We start from the raw sequence: 23,243 nt of genomic DNA on the forward strand, positions 1-23,243 counted from the left end.
AAGCTATGTTTTGAATAAGAAAGGGTTATTCGTATGGATATTGAATTACGAAATCGCTATGAACCCATTGTGAGGCAATATAGATTGGACACTCAGCATATGGAAGAGCACGGAAGTGTAATGAAAATTTATACGAATCAAGGTCCGTATGCGTTAAAGAAAATACAAGATAGAAAATTAGAGCGGAATAATTTTTTACACCATATTCAGTATTTGAAGGAGAAAGGTTTTTCGAATTATGTACCTATCTATCACACGACGGACGGGAATTATGTTTTAAGTGATGGGGCGTATAGCTATTATTTAATGCCTTGGTTAGAACGTGCGGAAGGAAATGGCGAAGATAATGATCAATACCATAAGATGTTTCAAACGCTCGGGACGTTGCATCAAAAAACGGTGAAAGAGGAGACTTATACAGAAGAAGATTTAGAAAAACATTATACAAATATATCCGGCCGTTGGGAAAATGATGGCGAGATATTAGAAGAGTTTCTCATAGAATCTGAAGCGAAGTGGTATATGTCTCCATTTGAATTACAATATTGTACGTATTATCACCACGTTATGAGAGCACGTGAGTTCGCAACGAAACAATTAAGTGAATGGCATGATGCAATGAAAGAAAAGGAAAAAACACGTACTACTTTCGTTCATGGAAATGTATCGCTTAATCACTTTTTATTTGATTATGAACGAAACGGTTATTTTATTAGTTTAGAAAAGTCTCAGTTTGCTACACCGGTACAGGATATCGTCAGCTTTTATTCAAGGTCTTTGAACACATATCCAATTGCGCGGAGCGACCGCTTTGAATGGTATCAAATGTATCAAAAAAATTTTCCATTTACGAAAGAGGAGCAGCTTCTTATGTTTGCGTATATGACGTACCCGTCGCATTTTATTCGGCAAATTCAGTCGTATACGAAAAGAAGAAAGAGTCGTAATGAAGAAAATGAGCTTCGCGGGGTAAAAATTCTGCAGCAATCGCATTGGCTCATTAGTAATACAGAATATTTCCTTTCGCAATTACAAGCTGCCCAGCAAGGGAACGGATAAAGAAGATAAGTAGGGAGAACCCTGCTTATCTTTTTTTATTAGTTCCATAAAGAGATAAAAGCCGTAGTTTCAAATTTATCTTGACGAATAAGGTTTCGTTTTTTACACTATTGTATATAATAATTAACAATCACATAAATGCATTGAAGGGGAAGAGTATAACATGAAACGTCTTCAGAGAGGGGAACCATTGGCTGGGAGGTTCTCTAGATAGTTATGTTAGAAGGTAGCCCTGGAGCATCTTTTCTGAACGGAATGATTCTTATTAGGAAAAGACGGATTTGTCCGTTATCAAATTAAGAGTATAAGCAAATTCTGAATTTGTTTGTAAATAAAGGTGGTACCGCGATGTCCCTCGTCCTTTTTTGGATGAGGGGCATTTTTTATTTTAAGGAGGGAAAATAATGTCAAACACGGAAAATAATTTACCAACTAAATATGATCATATGTCCGTTGAAGAAGGCCTTTACAAGTGGTGGCTTGAAGGCAAATATTTCGAAGCAACAGGAGATGAGAAGAAACAACCATATACAATTGTAATTCCACCTCCGAACGTAACTGGTAAGTTACACTTAGGTCACGCTTGGGATACGACGCTTCAAGATATTCTAACTCGTACAAAGCGTATGCAAGGTTACGATGTATTATGGCTTCCAGGAATGGACCATGCTGGTATCGCAACGCAAGCGAAAGTAGAAGGAAAACTTCGTGAAGAAGGTATTTCACGTTACGATCTTGGTCGTGAGAAATTCCTTGAAAAAGCTTGGGAATGGAAAGAAGAATACGCTTCTCACATTCGTCAACAATGGGGGAAAGTTGGTTTAGGACTAGACTATTCTCGTGAACGCTTCACATTAGACGAAGGTTTATCTAACGCTGTTAATAAAGTATTCGTACAATTATATGAAAAAGACTTAATTTACCGCGGTGAGTATATCATCAACTGGGATCCAGCAACACGCACAGCTCTTTCTGATATTGAAGTAATTCATAAAGAAGTTCAAGGTGCATTCTACCATATGAACTATCCGTTAACAGACGGTTCTGGTCACATTCGCCTTGCAACTACTCGTCCAGAAACAATGCTTGGTGATACAGCGGTAGCAGTTCATCCAGAAGATGATCGCTACAAACATTTAATCGGAAAAACAGTTACACTTCCAATCGTAGGCCGAGAGATTCCGATTATTGCTGATGAATACGTAGAAAAAGACTTCGGAACAGGCGTTGTGAAAATTACACCAGCTCATGACCCGAATGACTTTGAAGTAGGTAACCGTCATGACTTACCACGTATTTTAGTAATGAACGAAGATGGAACGATGAACGAAAAAGCTGGTAAGTATAACGGTATGGATCGTTTCGAATGCCGTAAAGAGTTAGTGAAAGACTTACAAGAAGCTGGCGTATTAGTAGAAATCGAGCCTCATATGCACTCAGTAGGTCATAGTGAGCGTAGCGGTGCAGTTGTTGAGCCTTATTTATCAACACAATGGTTCGTAAAAATGGCTCCACTTGCAGAAAAAGCGGTAGAACTTCAACAAAAAGAAGAAGAAAAAGTAACGTTCGTACCAGAGCGTTTTGAAAACACATACTTACGCTGGATGGAAAACATTCATGACTGGTGTATTTCTCGTCAATTATGGTGGGGACACCGCATTCCAGCTTGGTATCATAAAGAAACTGGTGAAGTATACGTAGGTACAGAAGCGCCAGCAGATCTTGAAAACTGGAATCAAGATAATGACGTGCTTGATACATGGTTCAGTTCAGCATTATGGCCATTCTCAACACTTGGCTGGCCGAATGAAGATGCAGCAGACTTTAAAAAGTTCTATTCAACAGATGCTTTAGTAACTGGTTATGACATCATCTTCTTCTGGGTATCTCGTATGATTTTCCAAGGTTTAGAGTTTACAGGAGAGCGTCCATTTAAAGATGTATTAATTCATGGTTTAGTTCGTGATGAACAAGGACGTAAAATGAGTAAATCTCTTGGTAATGGTATTGATCCGATGGATGTTATCGAGAAGTACGGTGCAGATGCGATGCGTTACTTCTTATCAACAGGAAGTGCACCAGGTCAAGATTTACGTTTCAGCATGGAAAAAGTAGAATCTACTTGGAACTTCATTAATAAAATTTGGAACGCATCACGCTTCGTATTAATGAACATGGATGACATGAAGTATGAAGAAATCGATTTAACTGGTGAAAAATCAGTTGCAGATAAGTGGATTTTAACTCGCTTAAACGAAACAATCGAAAGTGTAACACGTAACATGGATAAATATGAGTTCGGTGAAGCTGGTCGTTCATTATACAACTTCATTTGGGATGATTTCTGTGACTGGTACATCGAGATGGCGAAACTTCCACTATACGGTGAAGATGAAGCAGCTAAGAAAACAACTCGTTCGATTTTAGCTTACGTATTAGACCAAACAATGCGTCTATTACATCCATTCATGCCATTTGTAACAGAGAAAATTTGGCAGCATTTACCGCATGAAGGCGAGTCTATTACAGTAGCAGCATGGCCAACAGTTCGCGAAGATTTACAAGATAAAGAAGCGGCAGCAGAAATGCACCTTCTAGTTGATATCATTCGCTCTGTTCGTAACATCCGTGCGGAAGTAAATACGCCAATGAGCAAAAAAGTTCAAATGCAAATTAAAGCAAAAGACGAGGTAGTACTAGCTCAGCTTACGAAAAACAGCTCTTACATTGAGCGTTTCTGTAACCCAAGTGAACTAACAATTAAGATTGATTTACAAGCGCCAGAAAAAGCGATGACTGCAATCGTATCAGGTGCAGAGTTATTCTTACCGTTAGCTGATCTTATCAATCTTGATGAAGAGAAAGCGCGTCTTGAAAAAGAACTTGAGAAGTTCGATAAAGAAGTAGAACGTGTACAGAAGAAACTTTCAAACCAAGGATTCGTAGCGAAAGCTCCTGCAGAAGTTATTGACGGAGAGCGTGCGAAAGAGCAAGATTACCTAGAAAAACGCGAAGCGGTTCGTCAACGTCTAGCGGATCTTGAGAAATAAAAATGTTTTTCAGAGACTCACTATATTGGTGAGTCTCTTTTCTTTGCGTATAATAGAATTAAGAAGTTTGTCTTTTGAAAGGGGAATAGCAAACGTGATACATACATACGAAGAAGCGATAAACTGGATTCATAGCCGATTGAAATTTGGGATAAAACCAGGACTAGAAAGAATGCAATGGATGTTAGAAGAACTCGGAAATCCAGAGCGTCATATAAAATGTGTTCATCTAGCCGGCACAAATGGAAAAGGTTCAACTTTAACATACATGCGCTACATGTTAGAAGGTGCGAAATATAAAGTAGGATCGTTTACATCGCCTTACATAGAAACATTCAATGAACGTATTAGTGTAAACGGAATACCGATTGCAGATGAAGAGATTGCGGAACTTGTAAATATGGTAAAGCCAGTCGTTGAAAAATTAGATGAGACGGACTTAGGAGAAGCGACTGAGTTTGAAATCATTACAGTAATGGCAATTTATTATTTCGGTAAAGTTAATTTCTGTGATGTTGTTTTATTTGAAACGGGGCTTGGGGGAAGATTTGATTCTACAAATGTTATTCATCCGGTTCTCACGATTATTACGAATATCGGCCACGATCATATGCATATTTTAGGCAATACACTAGGAGAAATTGCATATGAAAAGGCAGGGATTATTAAGTCTGGTGTTCCAGTTATTACTGGTGTGAAAAATGAAGAAGCATTGCAAGTAATTCAAAAGGTTGCTAAGGAAAACCATGCAAGCTTATATGAACTTGGAAAACAGTTTACAACATTACATAAACATTCTAATGAAGATGGGGAACATTTTGATTTTGATTGTCCATTTGCCTCGTTTGAAAATGTTCGAATTTCAATGAAAGGTATTCATCAAGTAGGCAATGCAGCGCTAGCGCTTATGGCAGTAATGTATTTAAAAACATATTTATCATTTTTAATTAATGAAGAGGAGATGAAAGTTGGCTTACAAGAAGCATACTGGATTGGTCGATTTGAAAAGTTACAAAGTAATCCAGATATTATAATAGATGGTGCTCATAATCCAGAAGGTATTGAAAGTCTTGTAAAAACAGTAGAGGCACATTATAAAAAGAAGAATGTAATAGTTTTATTTACTGCTCTTGGTGACAAACAGTTACATAACATGGTAGGGCAATTAGAAAAAGTTGCTGATGAAATAATATTTACGACGTTTGCCTTTGATCGTGCCATTTCTGCTGACAAGCTTGCATCGTATTCACAACAAGAGTCAAAATTAGTTTTTGAAGATTGGAAAGAGGCAATTGATACAAAGGTTGACATGATAGGAGAACATGATGTTTTTATCATAACAGGTTCTTTGTATTTCATTTCCGAAGTTAGAAAATATATTCGCGAGAAAAACTAGATAGTCTTTGCTATCTAGTTTTTTGTTCTACAAATGAAGTCAAATGCATACATATAAGATAATAATATAGGGTTATTTGACGAATTCCTCTGACAAATATCTCGTTTTTTTGTGGAATGAATATGATATGATGCGGACAATGACAAGAGGTGAGGTGTGAGTGTATGGACAAGCAATCACGAACGATCTCGGTGAAAGTAAATGGAACAGAAGCGAAATATGAGGAAAAAAAGAAGGATGAGTTTGACTGGATGATAGCAGAAAGTGAGAGACCGAAAAATGTCGTTCTGTTTCAAAAAGCGAAATCAGTATCTATGGAAAAATATCGAAAGAAGTGGAGCAATACAATAATCGCAATCGTTGCAACTGCAATAATTATCGGTACTGCATTTGGGATGGGTATGATTCATTTATTAACTGGACAAGGGACGACAGGAGAAGGTAAGGTAACGGCTTCGAAGCAGACAGGTAATGAGGAACAAAAGGTGGGTGGAACGGCAGAACAAACACCAACACCGAAAGAGGAAAAACCAAAAGCACAGGTAGGAACGTCATTAGAACCAATGAAACTATTTTTCGTTCAAGGAGGGCTTTATTCCTCTGAAGAAAAAGGACAGGCTGCTATTGAAGAGTGGAAAAGTAATGGGGGCGTGGCTACTTTGAAACCGAGTGGTGATAAGTATGCGTTAGTTGTTGCTATTACGAGCGATGAACAGGCTGTTAATCAATTAATAGATCAGTATAAGCAAGATGGTGTTTCAGTTTTGAAAAAAAATTGGGATATTACAGATAAAGCATTGCTCAAAAATGATAAAGAAGTAGGAATGTTTTTAGCGAAAGTGCAGCCATTATATACTCATTTAGCAAAATATGTGTCCAGCGTACAAACTAGTGGGAAAAGTAATCCAAAAGATATAGAAGCGATTCAAAAAGAGTGGAAAGCTATTGAAAAGGAAGGGAAGAGTATGAAGCGTGAAGATGCGAAGAAGCTTTATACGTATACGTCAATAGCGGTGCAAACGATTAAGGAAGGGAAGAGCGATAAGGAATCTGTAGCTAAATTAAATCAAGTTATTATTGATGGTATACTTTCGTATGAAAAAATGGTTTCACAAAAAGTGAAATAATAGGATAATGAAATGACGAAGAAAGAAGTACATATACTTCTTTCTTTTCTTTTGAATTTAGAACAAAGTGCTTTCTGTATGGGCAGCATATAATCGTATTTAAAAAGAACTATTATTTTGTTTAGAGAAAATGATATTTCTAGAATTTGTGGGGAAACTATTCCTTTGATACGATTGATTTGAATTATTCTGCTTCATGTGAGAAGGGAAGGAGAAAATATGAGGAAAATTATTTTAGCTTCAGGGTCACCTAGGAGGAAGGAACTGCTTGAATTAGCAGATGTGCCATTTGAAATCGTTGTTAGTGAAGTAGAAGAGACGATTGGTGCATATTCATCACCTTCTGATATTGTTATGTCGCTTGCTTTGCAAAAAGCATCTGCTGTGGCAGAAAACCATAGTAATCAAGTTGTACTAGGTGCAGATACAATTGTTACATATGATTCGCGTATTCTTGGAAAGCCGTCTAATGAGGCTGAGGCGAAAGAAATGTTACGATTATTATCGGGGAAAACACACGAAGTATACACAGGTGTTGCAATTATATCGAAAGAAAAAACGGTAACTTTTTATGAACGTACAGAAGTAACATTTTGGGGATTAACAGAAGAGGAAATAGACGTATACGTTGCATCGAAGGAACCACTTGATAAAGCAGGGAGCTATGGAATTCAAGGTAAAGGGTCTATTTTTGTTCAACATATTCAAGGGGACTACTACAGTGTAGTTGGCTTGCCAATTGCGCGTCTTGTCCGTGAATTAAAACAGTTTGATAGCGATGTAACCCATGCGTAAAATTGCATGGGGTTTTCTTTAGGAGAAATCGTAAAAAAAGGGGTGGAGAGATGAACGGTATTCGTGATGTTGTGAGAGAAGAACAGCCACGGGAGCGTTTATTGTTAGAAGGAGCAGGAAGTTTATCGAATCGAGAACTTCTTGCAGTTTTACTCAGAACGGGTTCTAAAGAAGAAACGGTGTTAACGTTATCAGATAATATTCTCCATCATTTTGACGGCTTACGAATGTTAAAGGATGCAACGTTAGAAGAGATGATGAGCATTCATGGTGTTGGGATTGCAAAGGCGTCGCAGCTTATGGCTGCTTTTGAATTAGGTAGAAGAATGGTACGTTTAGAATATCAAAATAGATATAGTATTCGAAGTCCAGAAGATTGTGCGAGTTATATGATGGAAGAGATGCGTTTTTTGCAACAGGAGCATTTTGTTTGTTTATATTTGAATACGAAAAATCAAGTTATACATAGACAAACTATTTTTATTGGAAGTTTAAATACGTCGATTGTGCACCCAAGGGAAGTTTTTAAAGAAGCGTTCCGTCGGGCAGCAGCCTCTATTATATGTCTTCATAACCATCCCTCAGGAGATCCGGCGCCGAGCCGTGAAGATATTGAAGTTACAAAACGATTAGTAGAATGTGGTCGAATTATCGGAATTGAAGTACTTGATCATATCATAATAGGTGACCATAAATTCGTGAGTTTAAAGGAAAAAGGTCATATTTAAGACTATTCTTTTTACTTATTTTGTTTTATAATGTGATTTATGAGTTTTTTGTAGAAAATTATCTACAAAAAGGATGCAGATATAAAAAAACGTACTGTTTTTATAAATATAAAGTAAGAAAAATGAGTCCGTGAAAATAAGAAGGGAAGATAAATGATATGTTTGGATTTGGTGGATTTACTCGCGATCTTGGAATAGACTTAGGAACAGCGAATACGCTTGTATATGTGAAAGGGAAAGGTGTAGTTTTACGTGAACCTTCAGTAGTAGCATTACAAACTGATACGAAACAAATCGTTGCGGTAGGTAGCGATGCAAAACAAATGATTGGTCGTACACCAGGAAACGTAGTGGCACTTCGTCCTATGAAAGATGGTGTAATTGCTGATTACGAAACAACAGCAATAATGATGAAATACTACATTCAACAAGCTCAAAAATCAAATGGATTCTTCTCACGTAAACCATACGTAATGGTATGTGTACCATCTGGTATTACAGCTGTAGAAAGACGTGCAGTAATCGATGCGACTCGTCAAGCTGGTGCTCGTGATGCTTATCCAATCGAAGAGCCATTTGCAGCAGCAATTGGTGCAAACTTACCTGTTTGGGAGCCGACTGGTAGTATGGTTGTTGATATCGGTGGTGGTACAACAGAAGTTGCAATTATTTCTTTAGGTGGTATTGTAACAAGTCAATCAGTTCGTGTTGCTGGTGATGATATGGACGATTCAATCATTCAGTACATTAAGAAAAGCTACAACTTAATGATCGGTGAAAGAACAGCAGAAGCATTAAAATTAGAAATCGGTTCTGCAGGCGAGCCAGAAGGTATTGAGCCTATGGAAATTCGCGGTCGTGATTTAGTAAGTGGTTTACCGAAAACAGTACTAATTCAACCAGAAGAAATTGCAGATGCATTAAAAGATACAGTAGATGCAATTGTAGAATCAGTTAAAAATACGTTAGAAAAAACTCCACCTGAATTAGCAGCGGATATTATGGACCGTGGTATCGTATTAACGGGTGGCGGGGCATTACTACGTAACTTAGATAAAGTTATTAGTGAAGAAACAAATATGCCAGTTCTTGTTGCAGAGGATCCATTAGATTGCGTAGCAATTGGAACGGGTAAAGCATTAGACAATATCGATCTTTTCAAAACTGCTGCTCGATAATATTGCAAAATAAAAATCAATGAAATTAAGAGGGTGTGAACGTGCCACAGTTTTTCTTAAACAAAAGATTAATTGTTTTGTTAGTTAGTATTATTCTTCTCGTGGCATTGATTGGAATCTCATTGAAAGAACGGAACAGTTTATCATGGCCAGAGCAGTTTATAAAAGATACTGTCGGTGTTGTAGAACGTGTATTCCAAAAGCCAGCGAATTATGTTGCCGGATTCTTCGAGAACGTAGAAGATGTAAAGCGCACGTATGAAGAGAATAAAAAGCTGAAAGCAAAATTAGATTCTACCGCAGATTTATCTGCAGTAGTGAAAAATTTAGACGATGAGAATAAAAAACTACGAGAATTAACTGGTAAAGAAAAGTCCCGTGGTGATTATACGGAAGTACAAGCTAGTGTGGTTTCTCGTAATCCCGATAAATGGTACGATTTAGTTGGAATTGATAAAGGAGCACAGCAAGGGATCAAAAAAGATATGGCTGTTGTAACTCCGAAAGGTTTAGTTGGACGCGTAAAAAGTGTATCTCAGTTTACATCTTCAGTAGAGTTGTTAAGTTCGATGAGCCGAACAAACCGTGTTTCTGCTATTGTACAAGGACAAGAAAATATCTTTGGATTAATTGAAGGTTACGATAAAGAAAAACAACTACTTCTTTTCACAAAGATTAGCTCTGATGCAGAGGTACAAAAAGATCAACTAGTTGTAACATCTGGACTTGGTGATATCTTCCCTAAAGGTCTTGCGATTGGGAAAATTGTTGATGTTCAGCCAGATCCATACGGTTTAACAAAAACGGCTTATGTAAAACCATCCGCTGATTTGAATGATGTAGAGCATATTATAGTTGCAAAACGTGATATGCCTACAGCGCCGTTAGAATAGGAGGGAGAGAAGAGATGATGACGATTTTAAAAAGAGCAGCTCTTCCTCTTTTGCTCCTTTTTGTTTTTTTATTTGAAAATATGTTCTCTACTGTTGTTCCAACAGACGTCTTTTGGAAAGGCAGTATAGCAGCACCGCATTTCTTTATAATTGTGTTATGTTTTATTACAGTGTACTATAGTCCGGTTCAAGGGATTTACTACGGACTATTATTTGGTTTCTTATTTGATACCGTATACACGGAACTTGTCGGTATATATATATTTGCTTATCCGATTTTAGCTTATTTAGTTTATAGTGTGATGAAAGTATTACAATTGAATTTATTTATTGTCGCTTCTATCGTACTGGCTGGCATTGCAGCATTAGAGTATTATGTGTATGGGTTTTTAACTTTGTTAGGACGTACTCACATGTCAGCATCTGTCTTTTTCACAGATCGTCTCCTTGCTACTTTATTGCTAAATGGAATTTTCTTATTAATAGTTTGTTTCCCACTGAGACGATATTTAGTGCGTCTTTCAAAAGCGATAGAAGAAAAAGAAAAAAGGATTTTCTAATTTTATGTCGAATTGAATCGGTGGGGTGAACTTTAGTGGAAGAAAAAAAGCAACAAAATGTAACGATAAAAGGGACAAAAGATGGAATAACACTTCATTTAGATGATTGCTGTTCATTCTCTGAGCTACTAAAAGAATTGGATGAAAAGCTTTCTACACATTACTATGAGAGTGACGGACGTTCTTTAATTGAAGTGCGTGTTAAAGTAGGAAATCGCTATTTAACAGAAGTACAACAAGAAGAGATTCGTACGTTAATTCGCAATAAGAAGAACCTTGTTGTAGAATCAATCGAAAGTGATGTTATAACAAAAGCAGAAGCAATAGCTTGGAAAGAAGAAACAGAAATTGTCCCTATTTCCAAAATTGTTCGCTCTGGACAAGTGTTACATGTAAAAGGCAATTTATTATTAATTGGAGATGTTAATCCAGGCGGAACGGTTATCGCTGGGGGGAATATTTTTGTCTTGGGATCATTAAGAGGAATTGCACATGCGGGGTATGATGGAGATTCAGAAGCTGTTATTGCTGCATCTATTATGAACCCTATGCAACTCCGAATTAGTGATGTGACAATGCGGGCTCCGGAAGAGAAAGAAGACGGAGCAGAGGCGGCAGAATGTGCGTACATTAATGAGAACAATCACATTGTTGTCGATCGCCTGCAACTTCTCACTCATCTTAGACCTAATTTAACAAAGTTAGAAAGGGGAATTGTATAGCTGTGGGAGAGGCAATAGTAATTACATCTGGAAAAGGCGGAGTAGGTAAAACTACAACGTCTGCGAACATTGGTACAGCCCTTGCGTTATCTGGAAAAAAAGTGTGTTTAATTGATACAGATATCGGTTTACGCAATTTAGACGTAGTAATGGGGCTAGAAAATCGTATTGTATTTGATCTTGTTGATGTCGTTGAAGGGCGTTGTCGTTTACCTCAGGCTCTTATTAAAGATAAGCGTTTTGATGATCTTTATTTATTACCTGCAGCACAAACGAGCGATAAGTCGGCGGTAACACCTGAACAAATGGATGAATTAATACAAGTATTACGTCAAGATTATGATTACATATTAATTGATTGTCCTGCGGGGATTGAGCAGGGGTTTAAAAATGCAGTAGCAGGTGCGGATAAAGCAATCGTTGTAACAACACCAGAAGTATCCTCAATGCGTGATGCGGATCGTATTATCGGGCTTTTAGAAAAAGAGGATATTGAACCACCGAAACTTGTCATTAACCGTGTGCGTAGTCATATGCTTCATGAACAGGATATGTTAGACGTTGATGAAATCGTACGTACACTGTCAATCGAGCTTCTTGGAGTTGTCGAGGATGATGATGAAGTTATTCGTGCTACGAATACAGGTGAACCTGTAGCGCTGCAACCTAGCGGGAAAGCAGCAATAGCTTATCGTAATATTGCAAGACGCTTGTTGGGTGAGAATGTACCATTACAAGCATTTGAACAAGAAAAAGTATCGGTATTTACAAAGATGAAAAATTTCTTTGGAATCCGTTAAAAGCACTTCGCATAAATGCGGAGTGCTTTCTTTTTTCTTCGCATGAATATCTTCCTTCTATAACTCATACATATGTACAAACTGTATATAACTGTTTCTATTTGAATAAGGCTAACGAAAGAAAGGAGACAGTATGAAGAATAGACGTGTGGAAGAAATTAAAAAGCGGATTGCGAAAAGGAAAGCAGAGCAAGAATTGCTAGAAGAAGAGCAGTATTTTGCGGGAGGAGATTTTGATAGCGAAACGGTCTTTATTGAAGAGGGGGAGAAGGAAATTCATCCTCTATTTCGAAAAGAAGTTTTTCTCTTCAAAGTTTTGCTATCAGCAATATTAGTTCTTTCGGTTGCTATTTTATTTAAGAACGCACCTTCTTCTTTTGATGGTACTAGAGCTGTTACAGAAAAAGTTATGCAAGAAGAATTTCAATTTGCTACTATATCAAAATGGTATGAAAATCAGTTTGGAAAACCTCTCGTGTTCTTTTCTCCAAATGAGAAAAAAGAAGAAGCTATTCAGCAAAAGGATTATGCGATTCCTGCCTCTGGAAAGGTGATGCAAGGATTTCAAAAAAACGGCCAGGGTGTATTTGTTCAAACGGCTACAAATGCAACGGTGGAGTCAGTAAATGAAGGTATAGTTGTTTTTGCGGGCAAGAAAGAGGAACTTGGAAATACAGTTCAAATTCAGCACGCTGATGGTACGGAGTCATGGTATGCAAATTTAAATGATATGTCAGTAAAATTATATGATTACGTTTCAAAGAAACAAAAAATTGGAATAGTGAGTAATGATGAAAATAATAAAAATGGCAAATTTTATTTTGCAATAAAAAAGAATGAAAAATTTATTGATCCAATTCAGGTGATTTCATTTGATTAAATATAGGGATGTTTTCACGAAAATTTCTGTGCATCCGTTGTTTTGGGTTATTATTGTCATTGGTATTTTTACAGCACGTTTTAAAGAGTTACTATTACTATTTTGTATCGTTTTAGTTCATGAACTTGGGCATGCTTTTGCCGCAGCGTATTATAATTGGCGTATTAAACAAATTCAGCTTTTGCCGTTTGGTGGTGTAGTTGAGATGGAAGAACATGGGAACAAATCGTTGAAAGAAGAATTAATTGTCGTTATGGCGGGGCCAATTCAGCATATATGGATGATTGCAGTCGCTTACATTTTGTATAAAGCGGGCTGGGTAACTGACGATTTGTACCATTTCTTTGTATGGAATAATGTCATTATTTTAGGGTTTAATTTATTGCCTATTTGGCCACTTGATGGTGGAAAAGTATTATTTAATGTATTATCATATCGTTTTCCCTATTTACAAGCACATGAAAAGATGATGAAATTGTCATGTGTTTTTTTTAGTGTAATATTAGGATGGCAGTTACTTTGGAATAGTAATAACATTATGATGTGGGTATTACTCGTTTTTCTAGCGATTTCTTTATATCAAGAATGGAAACAAAGACGGTACGCATTTATGCGTTTTTTATTAGAGCGTTATTATGGGAATAAAAGAGATATTGAAAAAATAGCACCTATTGAGGTGAAAACGGAAGATCATTTATATACGATTTTCACAAAATTTCGCAGAGGATATAAACACTCTATTATCGTCCATGGAAAATATAAAGAGCATTACACATTGGACGAAAATGAATTGTTGTATGCGTATTTTGCTGAAAAACGAACAACCTCATCTGTTGAAGAATTAATTGGTTAGTGTTGACGACGACACTAACCTTTTATATTGTAAGGAAAAGAAATGAAAAGTGAGGAAAGAATTTTGAAGACGTTATATATTAACTACACTGGTTCGGAAAAGCGTGTTGCGATAGAAGAGAAACAAAAAATTGTAGAGCTTTTATGGAAACGGAATGAAGAGCAGGAGATTGTCGGACATATTTATGTTGGGCGTATCGTAAGAACAATTGCTGGAATGAACGCAGCCTTTGTAAATATCGGATTAGAAAAACATGCATATCTTTCATTTGATGATGTACCATCTTCATATCGCATACATGAAGGACAGGCGATACTTGTACAAGTTGTGAAAGAGGCAATTGATACGAAGGGGCCAAAATTAACGGCGAAGATAGAATTTACCGGAAAATATGTCGTTTACATGCCCTATGATGAAATGCGCGCTGTTTCTCGGAAAATAAAAAATAATAAAAGAAGACAACAGTTACTGGGAATTGAAGTAGAAGGAACAGGTGGATACATTTTCCGTTCTGCTTCTGAAAAAGGAACGATCGATGAAATACAAGCTGAAATGCAAGGGTTGCAGCAGTTATATGAAGAGTTAAAAAGAAAAGAAGATCAAGGGAAGGCGCCCTTACTACTTCATCAACCAGCGACGTTTTTAGATCGTGTATTTCAGGAGAACCCAATTGAAACAATTGAAAAAATAGTTGTAGATACGAGAAGTATAGTAAAAGAATTAGAAGAAAAAGTAGGGAAAGAAAGAGTATCCTTTTATAATGAAAAATCTTCGATGTTTAACCATTTTGGAATAGATCGTGAAATCGAGAAAGCACTTCAAAAAATTGTGTGGCTACCAAATGGTGCCTATCTAATTGTAGAACAAATGGAGACGATGACTGTAATTGATGTGAATACAGGTAAATTTACTGGAAAACAAAATTTACAAGATACCGTATTTCGCACAAATGAAATGGCTGCTGAAGAGATTGCTCGTCAATTAAGACTTCGTGATATTGGCGGGATGATATTAATTGATTTTATTAATATGAAAAGACGGGAAGATAAAGAGAAGGTAAGAGAGCGTTTAATGATAGCTTTACAAGATGATCGCACATATACAAGAGTGCTTGGGTTTACAGAGTTAGGTATTTTAGAGATGACGCGTAAGCGCAAGAAACATTCGTTACGTGACGTATTATTAGAAGAGTGTGCGCCTTGTAAAGCGACAGGTTACGTTATATCTAATGAAACAATTGCGTATGAGCTAGAGAGAGAGCTTATTACTTATGGTAATATAGAGGATGAAGCTGTATTGATTGGTGCTTCAAAAAAAGTACAAAAACATTTTTCACAAAAAGAATTACAAAAAAATATTCCATTTGAAATTTATTTCAAAGATGATATTATCGAAAAGTACGCTATTATCCGTTTTGGAAGTAAGAAAGAAATTGTAGAACGGAAAAAATAGTTAGCAGAACATTCATTGACAATAGTCAATGAGTCATGGTAATATTTTTATGTTATAGTTTATAGCACCTAAACTGCTATATGCTACAACCGCACAAGACAGGTTCCCTAAAGACATTTTATGTCTACCTCGTTTTTGGCGAGTCTTAGTAATTAAGAGGAGGTGCAAGTATGTACGCAATTATCGAAACAGGTGGAAAACAAATTAAAGTTGAAGCTGGTCAAGCAATCTACATTGAAAAATTAGATGTTGAAGCTGGTGAAACTGTTACTTTTGACAAAGTTCTTTTCGTTGGTGGCGAAAACGTGAAAGTTGGTAGCCCAGTTGTAGAGGGTGCAACAGTTACTGCGAAAGTTGAAAAACAAGGTCGCGCTAAGAAAATCATCGTTTTCAAATACAAAGCGAAAAAGAACAATCGTAAGAAACAAGGTCATCGTCAACCTTACACTAAGCTAGTAGTTGAAGCTATCAACGCTTAATTCTGGTTAAGATGATTAAGATTACGATAAGTCGCACGAAATTAGGAAGTATCCGATCATTTAAAATGACTGGACATGCCAATTATGCGCCACATGGACAAGATCTTGTCTGTGCTGGAACTACAGCGGTTGTGTTTGGTTCTATAAATGCAGTGGAAGAACTTTGTAATGTGCAGGCAACTATTGAACTCGGAAGTGATGGCGGATTCTTGACGTATGAATTGCCTAATGATTTAGACGTTCATACAGCAGAAAAAGCACAAATACTTTTAGAAGGATTGGTTGTTTCACTTAAGACGATTGAACTTGATTACGGAAAGTATATCCGTTTAATAGAAAAAGTGCAGGAGGTGTAACGTATGTTAAGATTAGATCTTCAGTTTTTCGCATCTAAGAAAGGTGTAGGTAGTACAAAGAACGGTCGTGACTCTCAGTCAAAACGTCTTGGTGCTAAACGCGCAGATGGTCAAACGGTTTCAGGTGGTTCAATTCTTTACCGTCAACGCGGTACAAAAATTTATCCAGGTGTTAACGTTGGTCGTGGTGGCGATGACACTTTATACGCGAAAGTTGACGGCGTAGTACGCTTTGAGCGTCTTGGTCGTGACCGCAAACAAGTGAGCGTATATCCTGTTGCTCAAGAAGCATAAGAACTCACGGAAAACTCTAACCTGAGTGCAGGTTAGAGTTTTTCTATATTAAGGGGTATCTAAATGAATGAAAAATGGACAATTATAGATGCGTTGAGCCACTCGAGACATGATTGGCTCAATCGTTTGCAGATGGTTAAAGGAAATCTTTCCCTTGGAAAAGTGGAAGAGATTCATAGGCTCATCGATCGTTTTGTCCAAGAAGCGAGACAAGAATCCAATCTGATGGGGCTATCAATGCCTTTATTTTCAGAGTGGATTTTAACATATAATTGGAAACAGCAACCGTGCTTATTGGAGTACGAAGTATTAGGGAAATTACATAACTTATCTCATCTAGATGAGACTGTATGTACATGGACGAATCAGTTTTTCTTAATGCTTCAGCATAGTTTAGACGTATATGTTGAAAATTATGTTTGTATCACAATTGAAAGTGACGCGGAGAATGCTCGTTTCTTTTTTGATTTTCGTGGAAAGCTAACGAATGTAGAAGAACTACAAACGTGGCTTGCGAACGAAAACAATAAATGGTATTCCATTTCTTATACAGTACGAGACGAAGAAGTCTCAGTTATATTACAACTAATCGAAAAAAGTGTGGTGAAATAATGTTTGTAGATCAGGTCAAGATATATGTAAAAGGCGGCGACGGTGGTAACGGAATGGTTGCGTATCGTCGTGAGAAGTATGTACCTAAAGGTGGCCCAGCAGGTGGCGACGGTGGTAAAGGTGCAGATGTTGTTTTTGTTGTTGAGGAAGGCTTACGTACATTAATGGACTTCCGCTACCAACGTCATTTCAAAGCTGATCGCGGTCAGCACGGAATGAGTAAAGGTCAGCACGGTCGTAAATCTGAAGATTTAATCGTAAAGGTTCCACCAGGAACAATAGTGAAAGATGAAAAAACAGGTGAAATTCTTGCCGATTTAGTAACGCATGAACAAACAGCTGTAATCGCAAGAGGTGGCCGTGGTGGCCGTGGTAATTCACGTTTCGCAACAGCGACGAACCCAGCTCCAGAAATCGCTGAGAACGGGGAACCAGGTCAAGAACGTGATGTCACGCTAGAACTTAAAGTGCTAGCAGATGTTGGACTTGTTGGATTCCCAAGTGTAGGTAAATCTACATTATTATCTGTTGTATCATCAGCGCGTCCGAAAATTGCAGAATATCACTTTACAACAATCGTTCCGAATCTTGGTGTTGTTGAAACTGGTGATAACCGCAGCTTCGTTATGGCTGACCTTCCTGGACTAATTGAAGGCGCACACTCCGGCGTTGGACTTGGACACCAATTCTTACGTCATATCGAACGTACACGTGTAATTGTACACGTTATCGATATGTCTGGTTTAGAAGGACGTGAGCCATATGAAGATTATGTCACAATCAATAATGAACTAAAAGAATACAATATGCGTTTAACTGAGCGTCCACAAGTTGTTGTTGCAAACAAAATGGATATGCCAGATGCAGAAGAAAACTTACAAGCATTTAAAGAGAAATTGGGAGACGAAGTGAAAATTTTCCCAATCTCAGCTGTAACGAAACAAGGTGTTCGTGACTTACTATTTGAAGTAGCGAACTTATTAGAAACAACACCAGAATTCCCAATGTACGATGATGTAGAAGAATCTGAAGCAAGTGTAATGTACAAATTTGAATCTGAATCTAATTTTGAAATTACACGCGAAAGTGATGGCACATTTGTTATTTCTGGTTATGACATTGAGAAAACATTCAAGATGACAGACTTCTCACGTGATGAATCTGTACGCCGATTTGCTCGTCAAATGCGTGGAATGGGTATTGATGAAGCCCTTCGTGCACGTGGTGCAACAGACGGAGATATTGTGAAAATTCTTGAATATCAATTTGAATTTATCGATTAAGACTGCCGAAATATGGCGGTCTTTTTTTTTCGTTATTTGAGTCCAGTGAAAACCCAATTCATATAGGTGAACCATAAGTCGATATAGGAAAAAATCCCCATTGATTAAAGTTTCAATTTATAATAGACAAAGGAGTGATTTTAGAAGAATATTTTATGGGGAGAAAAGGAATATGTATAAAATATTAATTGTAGAAGATGATGAAAAAATTGCAGAGATATTAGAGGAGCATTTAGAAAGGTATGGATATCAATCTTTCAGAGTGAGCGATTTACGGCATATAAAAGATGAGTTTGTAAAAGTAAGTCCTCATCTTGTGTTACTTGATATTAATTTACCATACTTTGATGGCTTCTACTGGTGCCGCCAAATCCGCACTGTATCGAATGCGCCGATTATTTTTGTTTCTGCAAGAACAGGGGAAATGGATCAAGTAATGGCGATTGAAAATGGCGGAGATGATTACATTACAAAGCCATTCCATTTAGATATCGTAATGGCAAAGGTGAAAAGTGCACTCCGCCGCGGGTATGGTGAGTATGCTTTGGCCGCGGAAAGTGACTGCTTAGGTGTTAATGGATTGTTATTATTCCCATCACAGCACACAGTAGAGTGGAAAGGTCAACAAACGGAACTTACAAAAAATGAGTTTTATTTATTAGAATGTTTAATGAAACAATCAAATCAATACGTGACACGTGAAGAGCTGTTAGAGGCTTTATGGGATGAAGTAGCTTTTGTTGATGATAATACATTAACCGTGAATGTAAAGCGTGTAAGGAAGAAACTTGAGGAGTTAGGCATTAAAAATGCAATTGTCACAAAGCGTGGGTACGGTTATGCTCTTCTTACTGAGTGGGGCGAAGGGCATGAAGATTAAAAGCTACCTCATAGACCGTTTTTCCTTAATCCTTTCTTACATTATAAGCCTTTGTTTATTTGGGCTCGTATTGCAGTTGCAAAGCCTTTTAGAAAAGCGTTCGCTGGACTGGAGTACATGGCTATACGGACTGTTATTAGGGACAGTTGTGTTTAGTGTATACCTTATTTACGATTACCGAAAACGAAGTGTGTTTTTAAAGAGAATAGAACAGTATATTGCCGGTGGACATACATTACATGACTCTTTACTTATCGATACTTCTTATACGTCAGAGCAAGAACTGGTTGTTGAAGCGTTTACGCTATTAAGGCAGCAATATATGAATGAAGTTCATAAGCAGCATGCAAAAGAGCAACAGCAAATGATTTTTATGAACCAGTGGATCCATCAAATGAAAACACCAGTATCCGTTATTGAATTATTGTTACAGAAATATGGTAAGGAACACCGTGAAGCAAGGGGAACGATTGAAAGTATTCGTGAAGAAAATAACCGTATTTTAAATGGGTTAGATTTAGCGTTACATATGGCAAGGTTAGATCAATTTTCGAAAGACTATAAAGTAGAAGTAGTAAATGTTATAGAGGTCATTCGAGATATTATTAATGAAAATCGGAAGTCGTTCATTCAATCTTCTGTATTTCCGAAAATGATGTTTGAAGAAGAGACTTGTATGATTGCGTCTGATAGAAAGTGGCTTAGTATCGCGATGAGCCAAATTGTTGTGAATGCAATTAAGTATACAAAAATTTCAGAAGCAGAGAAAAAAGAAATTCAATTTCAAATTGAAGAGAAAGATCAAAAGGTGTTATTACATATTAAGGACAATGGAATTGGTATTCCAGAGCAAGATGTAAAGCGTATATTTGATCCGTTCTTTACGGGAATAAACGGCCGTAAAACAAGGGAAGCGACAGGTATGGGTTTATATATTACGAAGGAAATCTGCGGTAATTTACATCATGGAGTGTATGTACAATCAACTGAAGGGGAAGGAACAACAGTTACGTTCCAATTTGCAAAAGATGAAGAATATCATACATTAATGAGAAAAATGACAAAACTGTAAGATAACAAAACGTTTTGTAAGGGAAATCACTCGTTTCTTTTTCTTATTTTTCTTATAGTAAATGTAAGAAGAAAACACGTAGGGGGATTAGAAATGAGTGTTCTTGAAGTAAAAGGGTTAACAAAGGTGTACCAATCAAAAGGTTCAGTAGCGACGACTGCTTTAAATGCTATAAATTTTAAAATTGAAGAAGGCGAGTTTGTAGGGATTATGGGGCCTTCAGGAAGCGGAAAAACAACGCTTTTAAATTTATTAGCAACAATTGATAAGCAAACTTCAGGTCATGTGCTTGTAAATGGTGAAGAAATTAATCAAATGCGTGCTGCAAAATTGGCGGAATTTCGCCGTACACATCTAGGATTCATTTTCCAAGATTTCAACTTACTTGATACATTATCGATTAAAGAAAATATTATTTTGCCGCTTGTAATGGCGAAGAAATCTGTAAAAGAAATTGATGCGAAAGTACTTGAAATTGCGAGGTTTTTAAACATCGAAGAAATTTTAAATAAAAAAGTATACGAAGTATCAGGTGGACAACAACAACGTGCAGCAGCTGCAAGGGCGATTATTCATGAACCAACATTAATTTTAGCGGATGAGCCAACAGGAAACTTAGATTCTAAGTCAGCAAAATCATTAATGAGCGCGTTGCAAGATTTACATGAACAAAAGAAAGTGACAATTGCAATGGTAACGCATGATCCAGTAGCGGCGAGTTATTGCGAACGTATTCTTTTCATTCGCGACGGAGAAATTTTCTCAGAAATACATAAGGGAAGAACGAAACAAGCCTTTTTCCAAGAAATTCTGGATGTACTTGCGATGCTAGGAGGAGAATATCATGAACTTTCGCCAGCTCGCGCTTAATAACGTAAAAGGAAATTGGCGTAATTATAAAGCGTTTCTTATTAGTAGCTGTTTATCGATTGTCGTATTTTTCATGTATGCTTCCTTCATTTATCATCCAGATGTCGTAAGCGGTAATATTAGTATGAAGACGATGATTACAAAAGGATTAGAATCGATGAATTATATTGTGGTCATCTTCTCAGCACTCTTTATTTTATATGCGAATTCAACATTTTTACGAGCAAGAAAAAAAGAATTCGGTTTATTAACGTTAATAGGTGGAACGAAGTCTCAACTTGGCCGAATGATTATATTAGAGCAATTGATGTTAGGGAGTATTGCCATTGTAGTAGGTATTGGGATTGGAATGCTTTGTTCAAAACTATTTTTCCAAGCATTAAGCGTATTATTGAAAATAGATAAAACACTTCCGCTTGTGTGGAATAGTAAAGCAGTTTTGATTACAGCTGGCATATACTTTATCCTCTTTATAATCCTATCATTGTTTAGCGTTTGGACAGTAGGACGCTTGCAAATTATTGACTTATTAAGAGAGGCAAGAAAGCAAAAAGTAGAGCCTTTTGCATTTACATCGTTATGTGTAGTTGGTATAGGCTGTATTATTGCTGCATATGTTCTTTGTTTCCAAGTAACAATTATGAATTTTATGATGTATTTCTTACCGATTGTAGGACTGACAATTGGCGGAACATATTTACTATTTACACAAGGTAGTACAGTCATATTAAAAGCGTTGCAAAAAAGAAAACAATCATTTTATACATATCCAAACATGTTAGTCCTTAGCAATCTTATTTATAAAATGAAAGATAATGCTCGTTTTCTATTTGTTATTTCTATTATTACGGCGGTTGTTTCTTCAGCGGTTGGTACGCTTTATGTATATTTTGAAAATATGAGTGCGAAAACGATAGAGCTTACACCGCATGCTATTTCATATGAGGAAAAGGGACTAAATACGCATAGCCTGATTAATGAAGAAAAAGAACAAGAGATTGTAAAAAAACATGGGTTTGAAGATGCACGAAAAGTAATTTACGTAAAACTACCTGCAACACAGAAAATAATGTTGTTTAACAGTGAACGTGAAGTACCAATGACGATTATTTCAGAAAAAGAATATAACGCGGAAGTACGTGAACAAAAGAAAGAGCAAATTACAGAGGTTCATAATGCACCAGGTAGTGCGACGATGGTTATGGTTGATGCAGCAAATGAACTTATGAAGATAGATCGTACGAAACCGTATGAATTTACAATCAACGGACAAATGCAGTCTGCTCAATTAAATGAGCCAACGTCATATTCTGTTTTTAATGATAGCGAATATCTCATTGTGAATGATCAAGATTTTGAGAAATACGAAAAGCTCGTACCAGATGAAGAAAAGACGAAATATTATGGTTATTATATTGAAGACTGGAAAAGTACGGAAGACCTTGTGCTAGATTTGAAAAAGGAAATTGCACCAGATAAGCAAGAGGAATTAAATAACTCGGTGCTCGCTTATAAAAATATAAGAGAATCAGGAGCAATTACGATGTTTATCGGTTTCTTTGTAGCTGTACTGTTCTTCTTCTTCGCTTGTAGTATGACATACTTTAAATGGTTTAACGATAAAGAACAAGATCGTATTCAATTTAAATCGTTAAAAAGAATCGGTATGACAGATAAAGAAATTCGTAAAATTGCAATTCGACAAATGGGTGTTATCTTCTTTATCCCAATTTTAATCGGTACAATTCATAGTGGGTTTGCTCTTCATACGTTAGGGAAAATGCTTTATATCGATTTATGGAAATCAGGTGCGATTGTAATAGGGGCTTATATTTTAGCTTCTGCCATTTACTTTATGATCGCGCAAAGAGGATATTTAAAACACGTGAAAAGCTAGGGAAACC

The 23,243-nt window shown here is 36.8% G+C and carries 23 protein-coding genes and 2 other annotated features; all 23 genes read left to right on the top strand.

From position 1 onward, the window contains the following. Positions 1–33 precede the first annotated feature (33 nt). The 23 genes from ysxE to MKX66_RS25075 all read left to right on the top strand — a co-directional run bounded on the left by ysxE (position 34) and on the right by MKX66_RS25075 (position 23,236). Positions 34–1,059: a spore coat protein YsxE gene (gene ysxE, locus MKX66_RS24965; RefSeq protein ID WP_002190786.1), complete on the top strand. Its 1,026-nt coding sequence runs from the start codon at positions 34–36 to the stop codon at positions 1,057–1,059. Positions 1,060–1,193: 134 nt separating this feature from the next. Further along, positions 1,194–1,425 (top strand) — a binding site (T-box leader). A 38-nt stretch (positions 1,426–1,463) separates the two neighbouring features. Continuing rightward, positions 1,464–4,109, top strand: coding sequence for a valine--tRNA ligase (locus MKX66_RS24970; RefSeq protein WP_002129263.1), 2,646 nt, complete (start codon positions 1,464–1,466; stop codon positions 4,107–4,109). A gap of 94 nt (positions 4,110–4,203) precedes the next feature. After that, positions 4,204–5,505 carry a bifunctional folylpolyglutamate synthase/dihydrofolate synthase gene (locus MKX66_RS24975; RefSeq protein WP_137076276.1) on the top strand — a complete coding sequence of 434 codons (1,302 nt, stop codon included), beginning with the start codon at positions 4,204–4,206 and terminating at the stop codon, positions 5,503–5,505. Positions 5,506–5,669: 164 nt separating this feature from the next. Beyond that, positions 5,670–6,632 (top strand): stage II sporulation protein B, encoded by a 963-nt coding sequence (locus MKX66_RS24980; protein WP_341087357.1) that lies wholly within the window; start codon positions 5,670–5,672, stop codon positions 6,630–6,632. A 219-nt stretch (positions 6,633–6,851) separates the two neighbouring features. After that, entirely contained in the window at positions 6,852–7,427 is a 576-nt protein-coding gene (locus tag MKX66_RS24985; RefSeq protein ID WP_012261761.1) for a Maf family protein, read from the top strand. A gap of 50 nt (positions 7,428–7,477) precedes the next feature. Then, complete coding sequence (radC, locus tag MKX66_RS24990) at positions 7,478–8,155, top strand: DNA repair protein RadC (RefSeq protein WP_002015368.1); 678 nt, start codon at positions 7,478–7,480, stop codon at positions 8,153–8,155. A 158-nt stretch (positions 8,156–8,313) separates the two neighbouring features. Then, complete coding sequence (gene mreB, locus MKX66_RS24995) at positions 8,314–9,333, top strand: cell shape-determining protein MreB (RefSeq protein ID WP_002015369.1); 1,020 nt, start codon at positions 8,314–8,316, stop codon at positions 9,331–9,333. Between the two features lie 41 nt (positions 9,334–9,374). Continuing rightward, positions 9,375–10,226 (top strand): rod shape-determining protein MreC, encoded by an 852-nt coding sequence (gene mreC / locus MKX66_RS25000; RefSeq protein ID WP_002129256.1) that lies wholly within the window; start codon positions 9,375–9,377, stop codon positions 10,224–10,226. Positions 10,227–10,240: 14 nt separating this feature from the next. Then, positions 10,241–10,786 (top strand): rod shape-determining protein MreD, encoded by a 546-nt coding sequence (mreD, locus tag MKX66_RS25005; protein WP_002015371.1) that lies wholly within the window; start codon positions 10,241–10,243, stop codon positions 10,784–10,786. A gap of 35 nt (positions 10,787–10,821) precedes the next feature. Further along, complete coding sequence (gene minC / locus MKX66_RS25010; RefSeq protein WP_002015372.1) at positions 10,822–11,508, top strand: septum site-determining protein MinC; 687 nt, start codon at positions 10,822–10,824, stop codon at positions 11,506–11,508. A 2-nt stretch (positions 11,509–11,510) separates the two neighbouring features. Continuing rightward, positions 11,511–12,308: a septum site-determining protein MinD gene (gene minD / locus MKX66_RS25015; RefSeq protein WP_000503308.1), complete on the top strand. Its 798-nt coding sequence runs from the start codon at positions 11,511–11,513 to the stop codon at positions 12,306–12,308. A 133-nt stretch (positions 12,309–12,441) separates the two neighbouring features. Beyond that, entirely contained in the window at positions 12,442–13,188 is a 747-nt protein-coding gene (locus MKX66_RS25020; protein ID WP_002034147.1) for a M23 family metallopeptidase, read from the top strand. Beyond that, a complete protein-coding gene (locus tag MKX66_RS25025) occupies positions 13,181–14,041 on the top strand; it encodes a M50 family metallopeptidase (protein ID WP_002088816.1) in 861 nt (286 codons plus the stop codon). The genes MKX66_RS25020 and MKX66_RS25025 overlap by 8 nt, the downstream gene beginning before the upstream one ends. A 42-nt stretch (positions 14,042–14,083) precedes the next feature. Next, the gene (locus MKX66_RS25030; RefSeq protein ID WP_002034148.1) at positions 14,084–15,493 is read left to right on the top strand and encodes an Rne/Rng family ribonuclease; all 1,410 of its coding nucleotides are present in this window, start codon (positions 14,084–14,086) and stop codon (positions 15,491–15,493) included. A 77-nt stretch (positions 15,494–15,570) separates the two neighbouring features. Beyond that, positions 15,571–15,649: a sequence feature (ribosomal protein L21 leader region), on the top strand. Between the two features lie 14 nt (positions 15,650–15,663). Further along, positions 15,664–15,972 carry a 50S ribosomal protein L21 gene (gene rplU, locus MKX66_RS25035; RefSeq protein WP_000270907.1) on the top strand — a complete coding sequence of 103 codons (309 nt, stop codon included), beginning with the start codon at positions 15,664–15,666 and terminating at the stop codon, positions 15,970–15,972. A gap of 11 nt (positions 15,973–15,983) precedes the next feature. After that, entirely contained in the window at positions 15,984–16,328 is a 345-nt protein-coding gene (locus MKX66_RS25040) for a ribosomal-processing cysteine protease Prp (protein WP_002138477.1), read from the top strand. Positions 16,329–16,331: 3 nt separating this feature from the next. Then, positions 16,332–16,622 carry a 50S ribosomal protein L27 gene (gene rpmA, locus MKX66_RS25045; protein ID WP_000944957.1) on the top strand — a complete coding sequence of 97 codons (291 nt, stop codon included), beginning with the start codon at positions 16,332–16,334 and terminating at the stop codon, positions 16,620–16,622. Positions 16,623–16,685: 63 nt separating this feature from the next. Beyond that, complete coding sequence (locus MKX66_RS25050; RefSeq protein ID WP_002015377.1) at positions 16,686–17,234, top strand: sporulation initiation phosphotransferase B; 549 nt, start codon at positions 16,686–16,688, stop codon at positions 17,232–17,234. Then, positions 17,234–18,517, top strand: a complete 1,284-nt coding sequence (gene obgE / locus MKX66_RS25055; RefSeq protein ID WP_002015378.1) for a GTPase ObgE — start codon at positions 17,234–17,236, stop codon at positions 18,515–18,517. Before MKX66_RS25050 ends, obgE begins: the two co-directional genes overlap by 1 nt. Before the next feature lie 172 nt (positions 18,518–18,689). Continuing rightward, positions 18,690–19,397 carry a response regulator transcription factor gene (locus MKX66_RS25060; RefSeq protein WP_002192469.1) on the top strand — a complete coding sequence of 236 codons (708 nt, stop codon included), beginning with the start codon at positions 18,690–18,692 and terminating at the stop codon, positions 19,395–19,397. Beyond that, positions 19,387–20,469 carry a HAMP domain-containing histidine kinase gene (locus tag MKX66_RS25065; RefSeq protein ID WP_326997496.1) on the top strand — a complete coding sequence of 361 codons (1,083 nt, stop codon included), beginning with the start codon at positions 19,387–19,389 and terminating at the stop codon, positions 20,467–20,469. The genes MKX66_RS25060 and MKX66_RS25065 overlap by 11 nt, the downstream gene beginning before the upstream one ends. Before the next feature lie 93 nt (positions 20,470–20,562). Further along, positions 20,563–21,339: an ABC transporter ATP-binding protein gene (locus tag MKX66_RS25070; protein WP_341087361.1), complete on the top strand. Its 777-nt coding sequence runs from the start codon at positions 20,563–20,565 to the stop codon at positions 21,337–21,339. Next, entirely contained in the window at positions 21,314–23,236 is a 1,923-nt protein-coding gene (locus MKX66_RS25075; RefSeq protein WP_341087362.1) for an ABC transporter permease, read from the top strand. Before MKX66_RS25070 ends, MKX66_RS25075 begins: the two co-directional genes overlap by 26 nt. Positions 23,237–23,243 lie beyond the last annotated feature (7 nt).

Origin of the sequence: Bacillus sp. FSL R9-9530, assembly GCF_038008145.1 — a bacterium.
Taxonomy (GTDB): domain Bacteria; phylum Bacillota; class Bacilli; order Bacillales; family Bacillaceae_G; genus Bacillus_A; species Bacillus_A mycoides.

What these genes read in the sequence shown, in the direction of transcription:
- ysxE (WP_002190786.1), top strand. Translation starts at nt 34, where the DNA reads ATGGATATTGAATTACGAAATCGCTATGAACCCATTGTGAGGCAATAT.
- MKX66_RS24970 (WP_002129263.1), top strand. Translation starts at nt 1,464, where the DNA reads ATGTCAAACACGGAAAATAATTTACCAACTAAATATGATCATATGTCC.
- MKX66_RS24980 (WP_341087357.1), top strand. Translation starts at nt 5,670, where the DNA reads ATGGACAAGCAATCACGAACGATCTCGGTGAAAGTAAATGGAACAGAA.
- MKX66_RS24985 (WP_012261761.1), top strand. Translation starts at nt 6,852, where the DNA reads ATGAGGAAAATTATTTTAGCTTCAGGGTCACCTAGGAGGAAGGAACTG.
- radC (WP_002015368.1), top strand. Translation starts at nt 7,478, where the DNA reads ATGAACGGTATTCGTGATGTTGTGAGAGAAGAACAGCCACGGGAGCGT.
- mreB (WP_002015369.1), top strand. Translation starts at nt 8,314, where the DNA reads ATGTTTGGATTTGGTGGATTTACTCGCGATCTTGGAATAGACTTAGGA.
- mreD (WP_002015371.1), top strand. Translation starts at nt 10,241, where the DNA reads ATGATGACGATTTTAAAAAGAGCAGCTCTTCCTCTTTTGCTCCTTTTT.
- MKX66_RS25020 (WP_002034147.1), top strand. Translation starts at nt 12,442, where the DNA reads ATGAAGAATAGACGTGTGGAAGAAATTAAAAAGCGGATTGCGAAAAGG.
- MKX66_RS25030 (WP_002034148.1), top strand. Translation starts at nt 14,084, where the DNA reads ATGAAAAGTGAGGAAAGAATTTTGAAGACGTTATATATTAACTACACT.
- rplU (WP_000270907.1), top strand. Translation starts at nt 15,664, where the DNA reads ATGTACGCAATTATCGAAACAGGTGGAAAACAAATTAAAGTTGAAGCT.
- MKX66_RS25040 (WP_002138477.1), top strand. Translation starts at nt 15,984, where the DNA reads ATGATTAAGATTACGATAAGTCGCACGAAATTAGGAAGTATCCGATCA.
- rpmA (WP_000944957.1), top strand. Translation starts at nt 16,332, where the DNA reads ATGTTAAGATTAGATCTTCAGTTTTTCGCATCTAAGAAAGGTGTAGGT.
- MKX66_RS25050 (WP_002015377.1), top strand. Translation starts at nt 16,686, where the DNA reads ATGAATGAAAAATGGACAATTATAGATGCGTTGAGCCACTCGAGACAT.
- obgE (WP_002015378.1), top strand. Translation starts at nt 17,234, where the DNA reads ATGTTTGTAGATCAGGTCAAGATATATGTAAAAGGCGGCGACGGTGGT.
- MKX66_RS25060 (WP_002192469.1), top strand. Translation starts at nt 18,690, where the DNA reads ATGTATAAAATATTAATTGTAGAAGATGATGAAAAAATTGCAGAGATA.
- MKX66_RS25065 (WP_326997496.1), top strand. Translation starts at nt 19,387, where the DNA reads ATGAAGATTAAAAGCTACCTCATAGACCGTTTTTCCTTAATCCTTTCT.
- MKX66_RS25070 (WP_341087361.1), top strand. Translation starts at nt 20,563, where the DNA reads ATGAGTGTTCTTGAAGTAAAAGGGTTAACAAAGGTGTACCAATCAAAA.
- MKX66_RS25075 (WP_341087362.1), top strand. Translation starts at nt 21,314, where the DNA reads ATGAACTTTCGCCAGCTCGCGCTTAATAACGTAAAAGGAAATTGGCGT.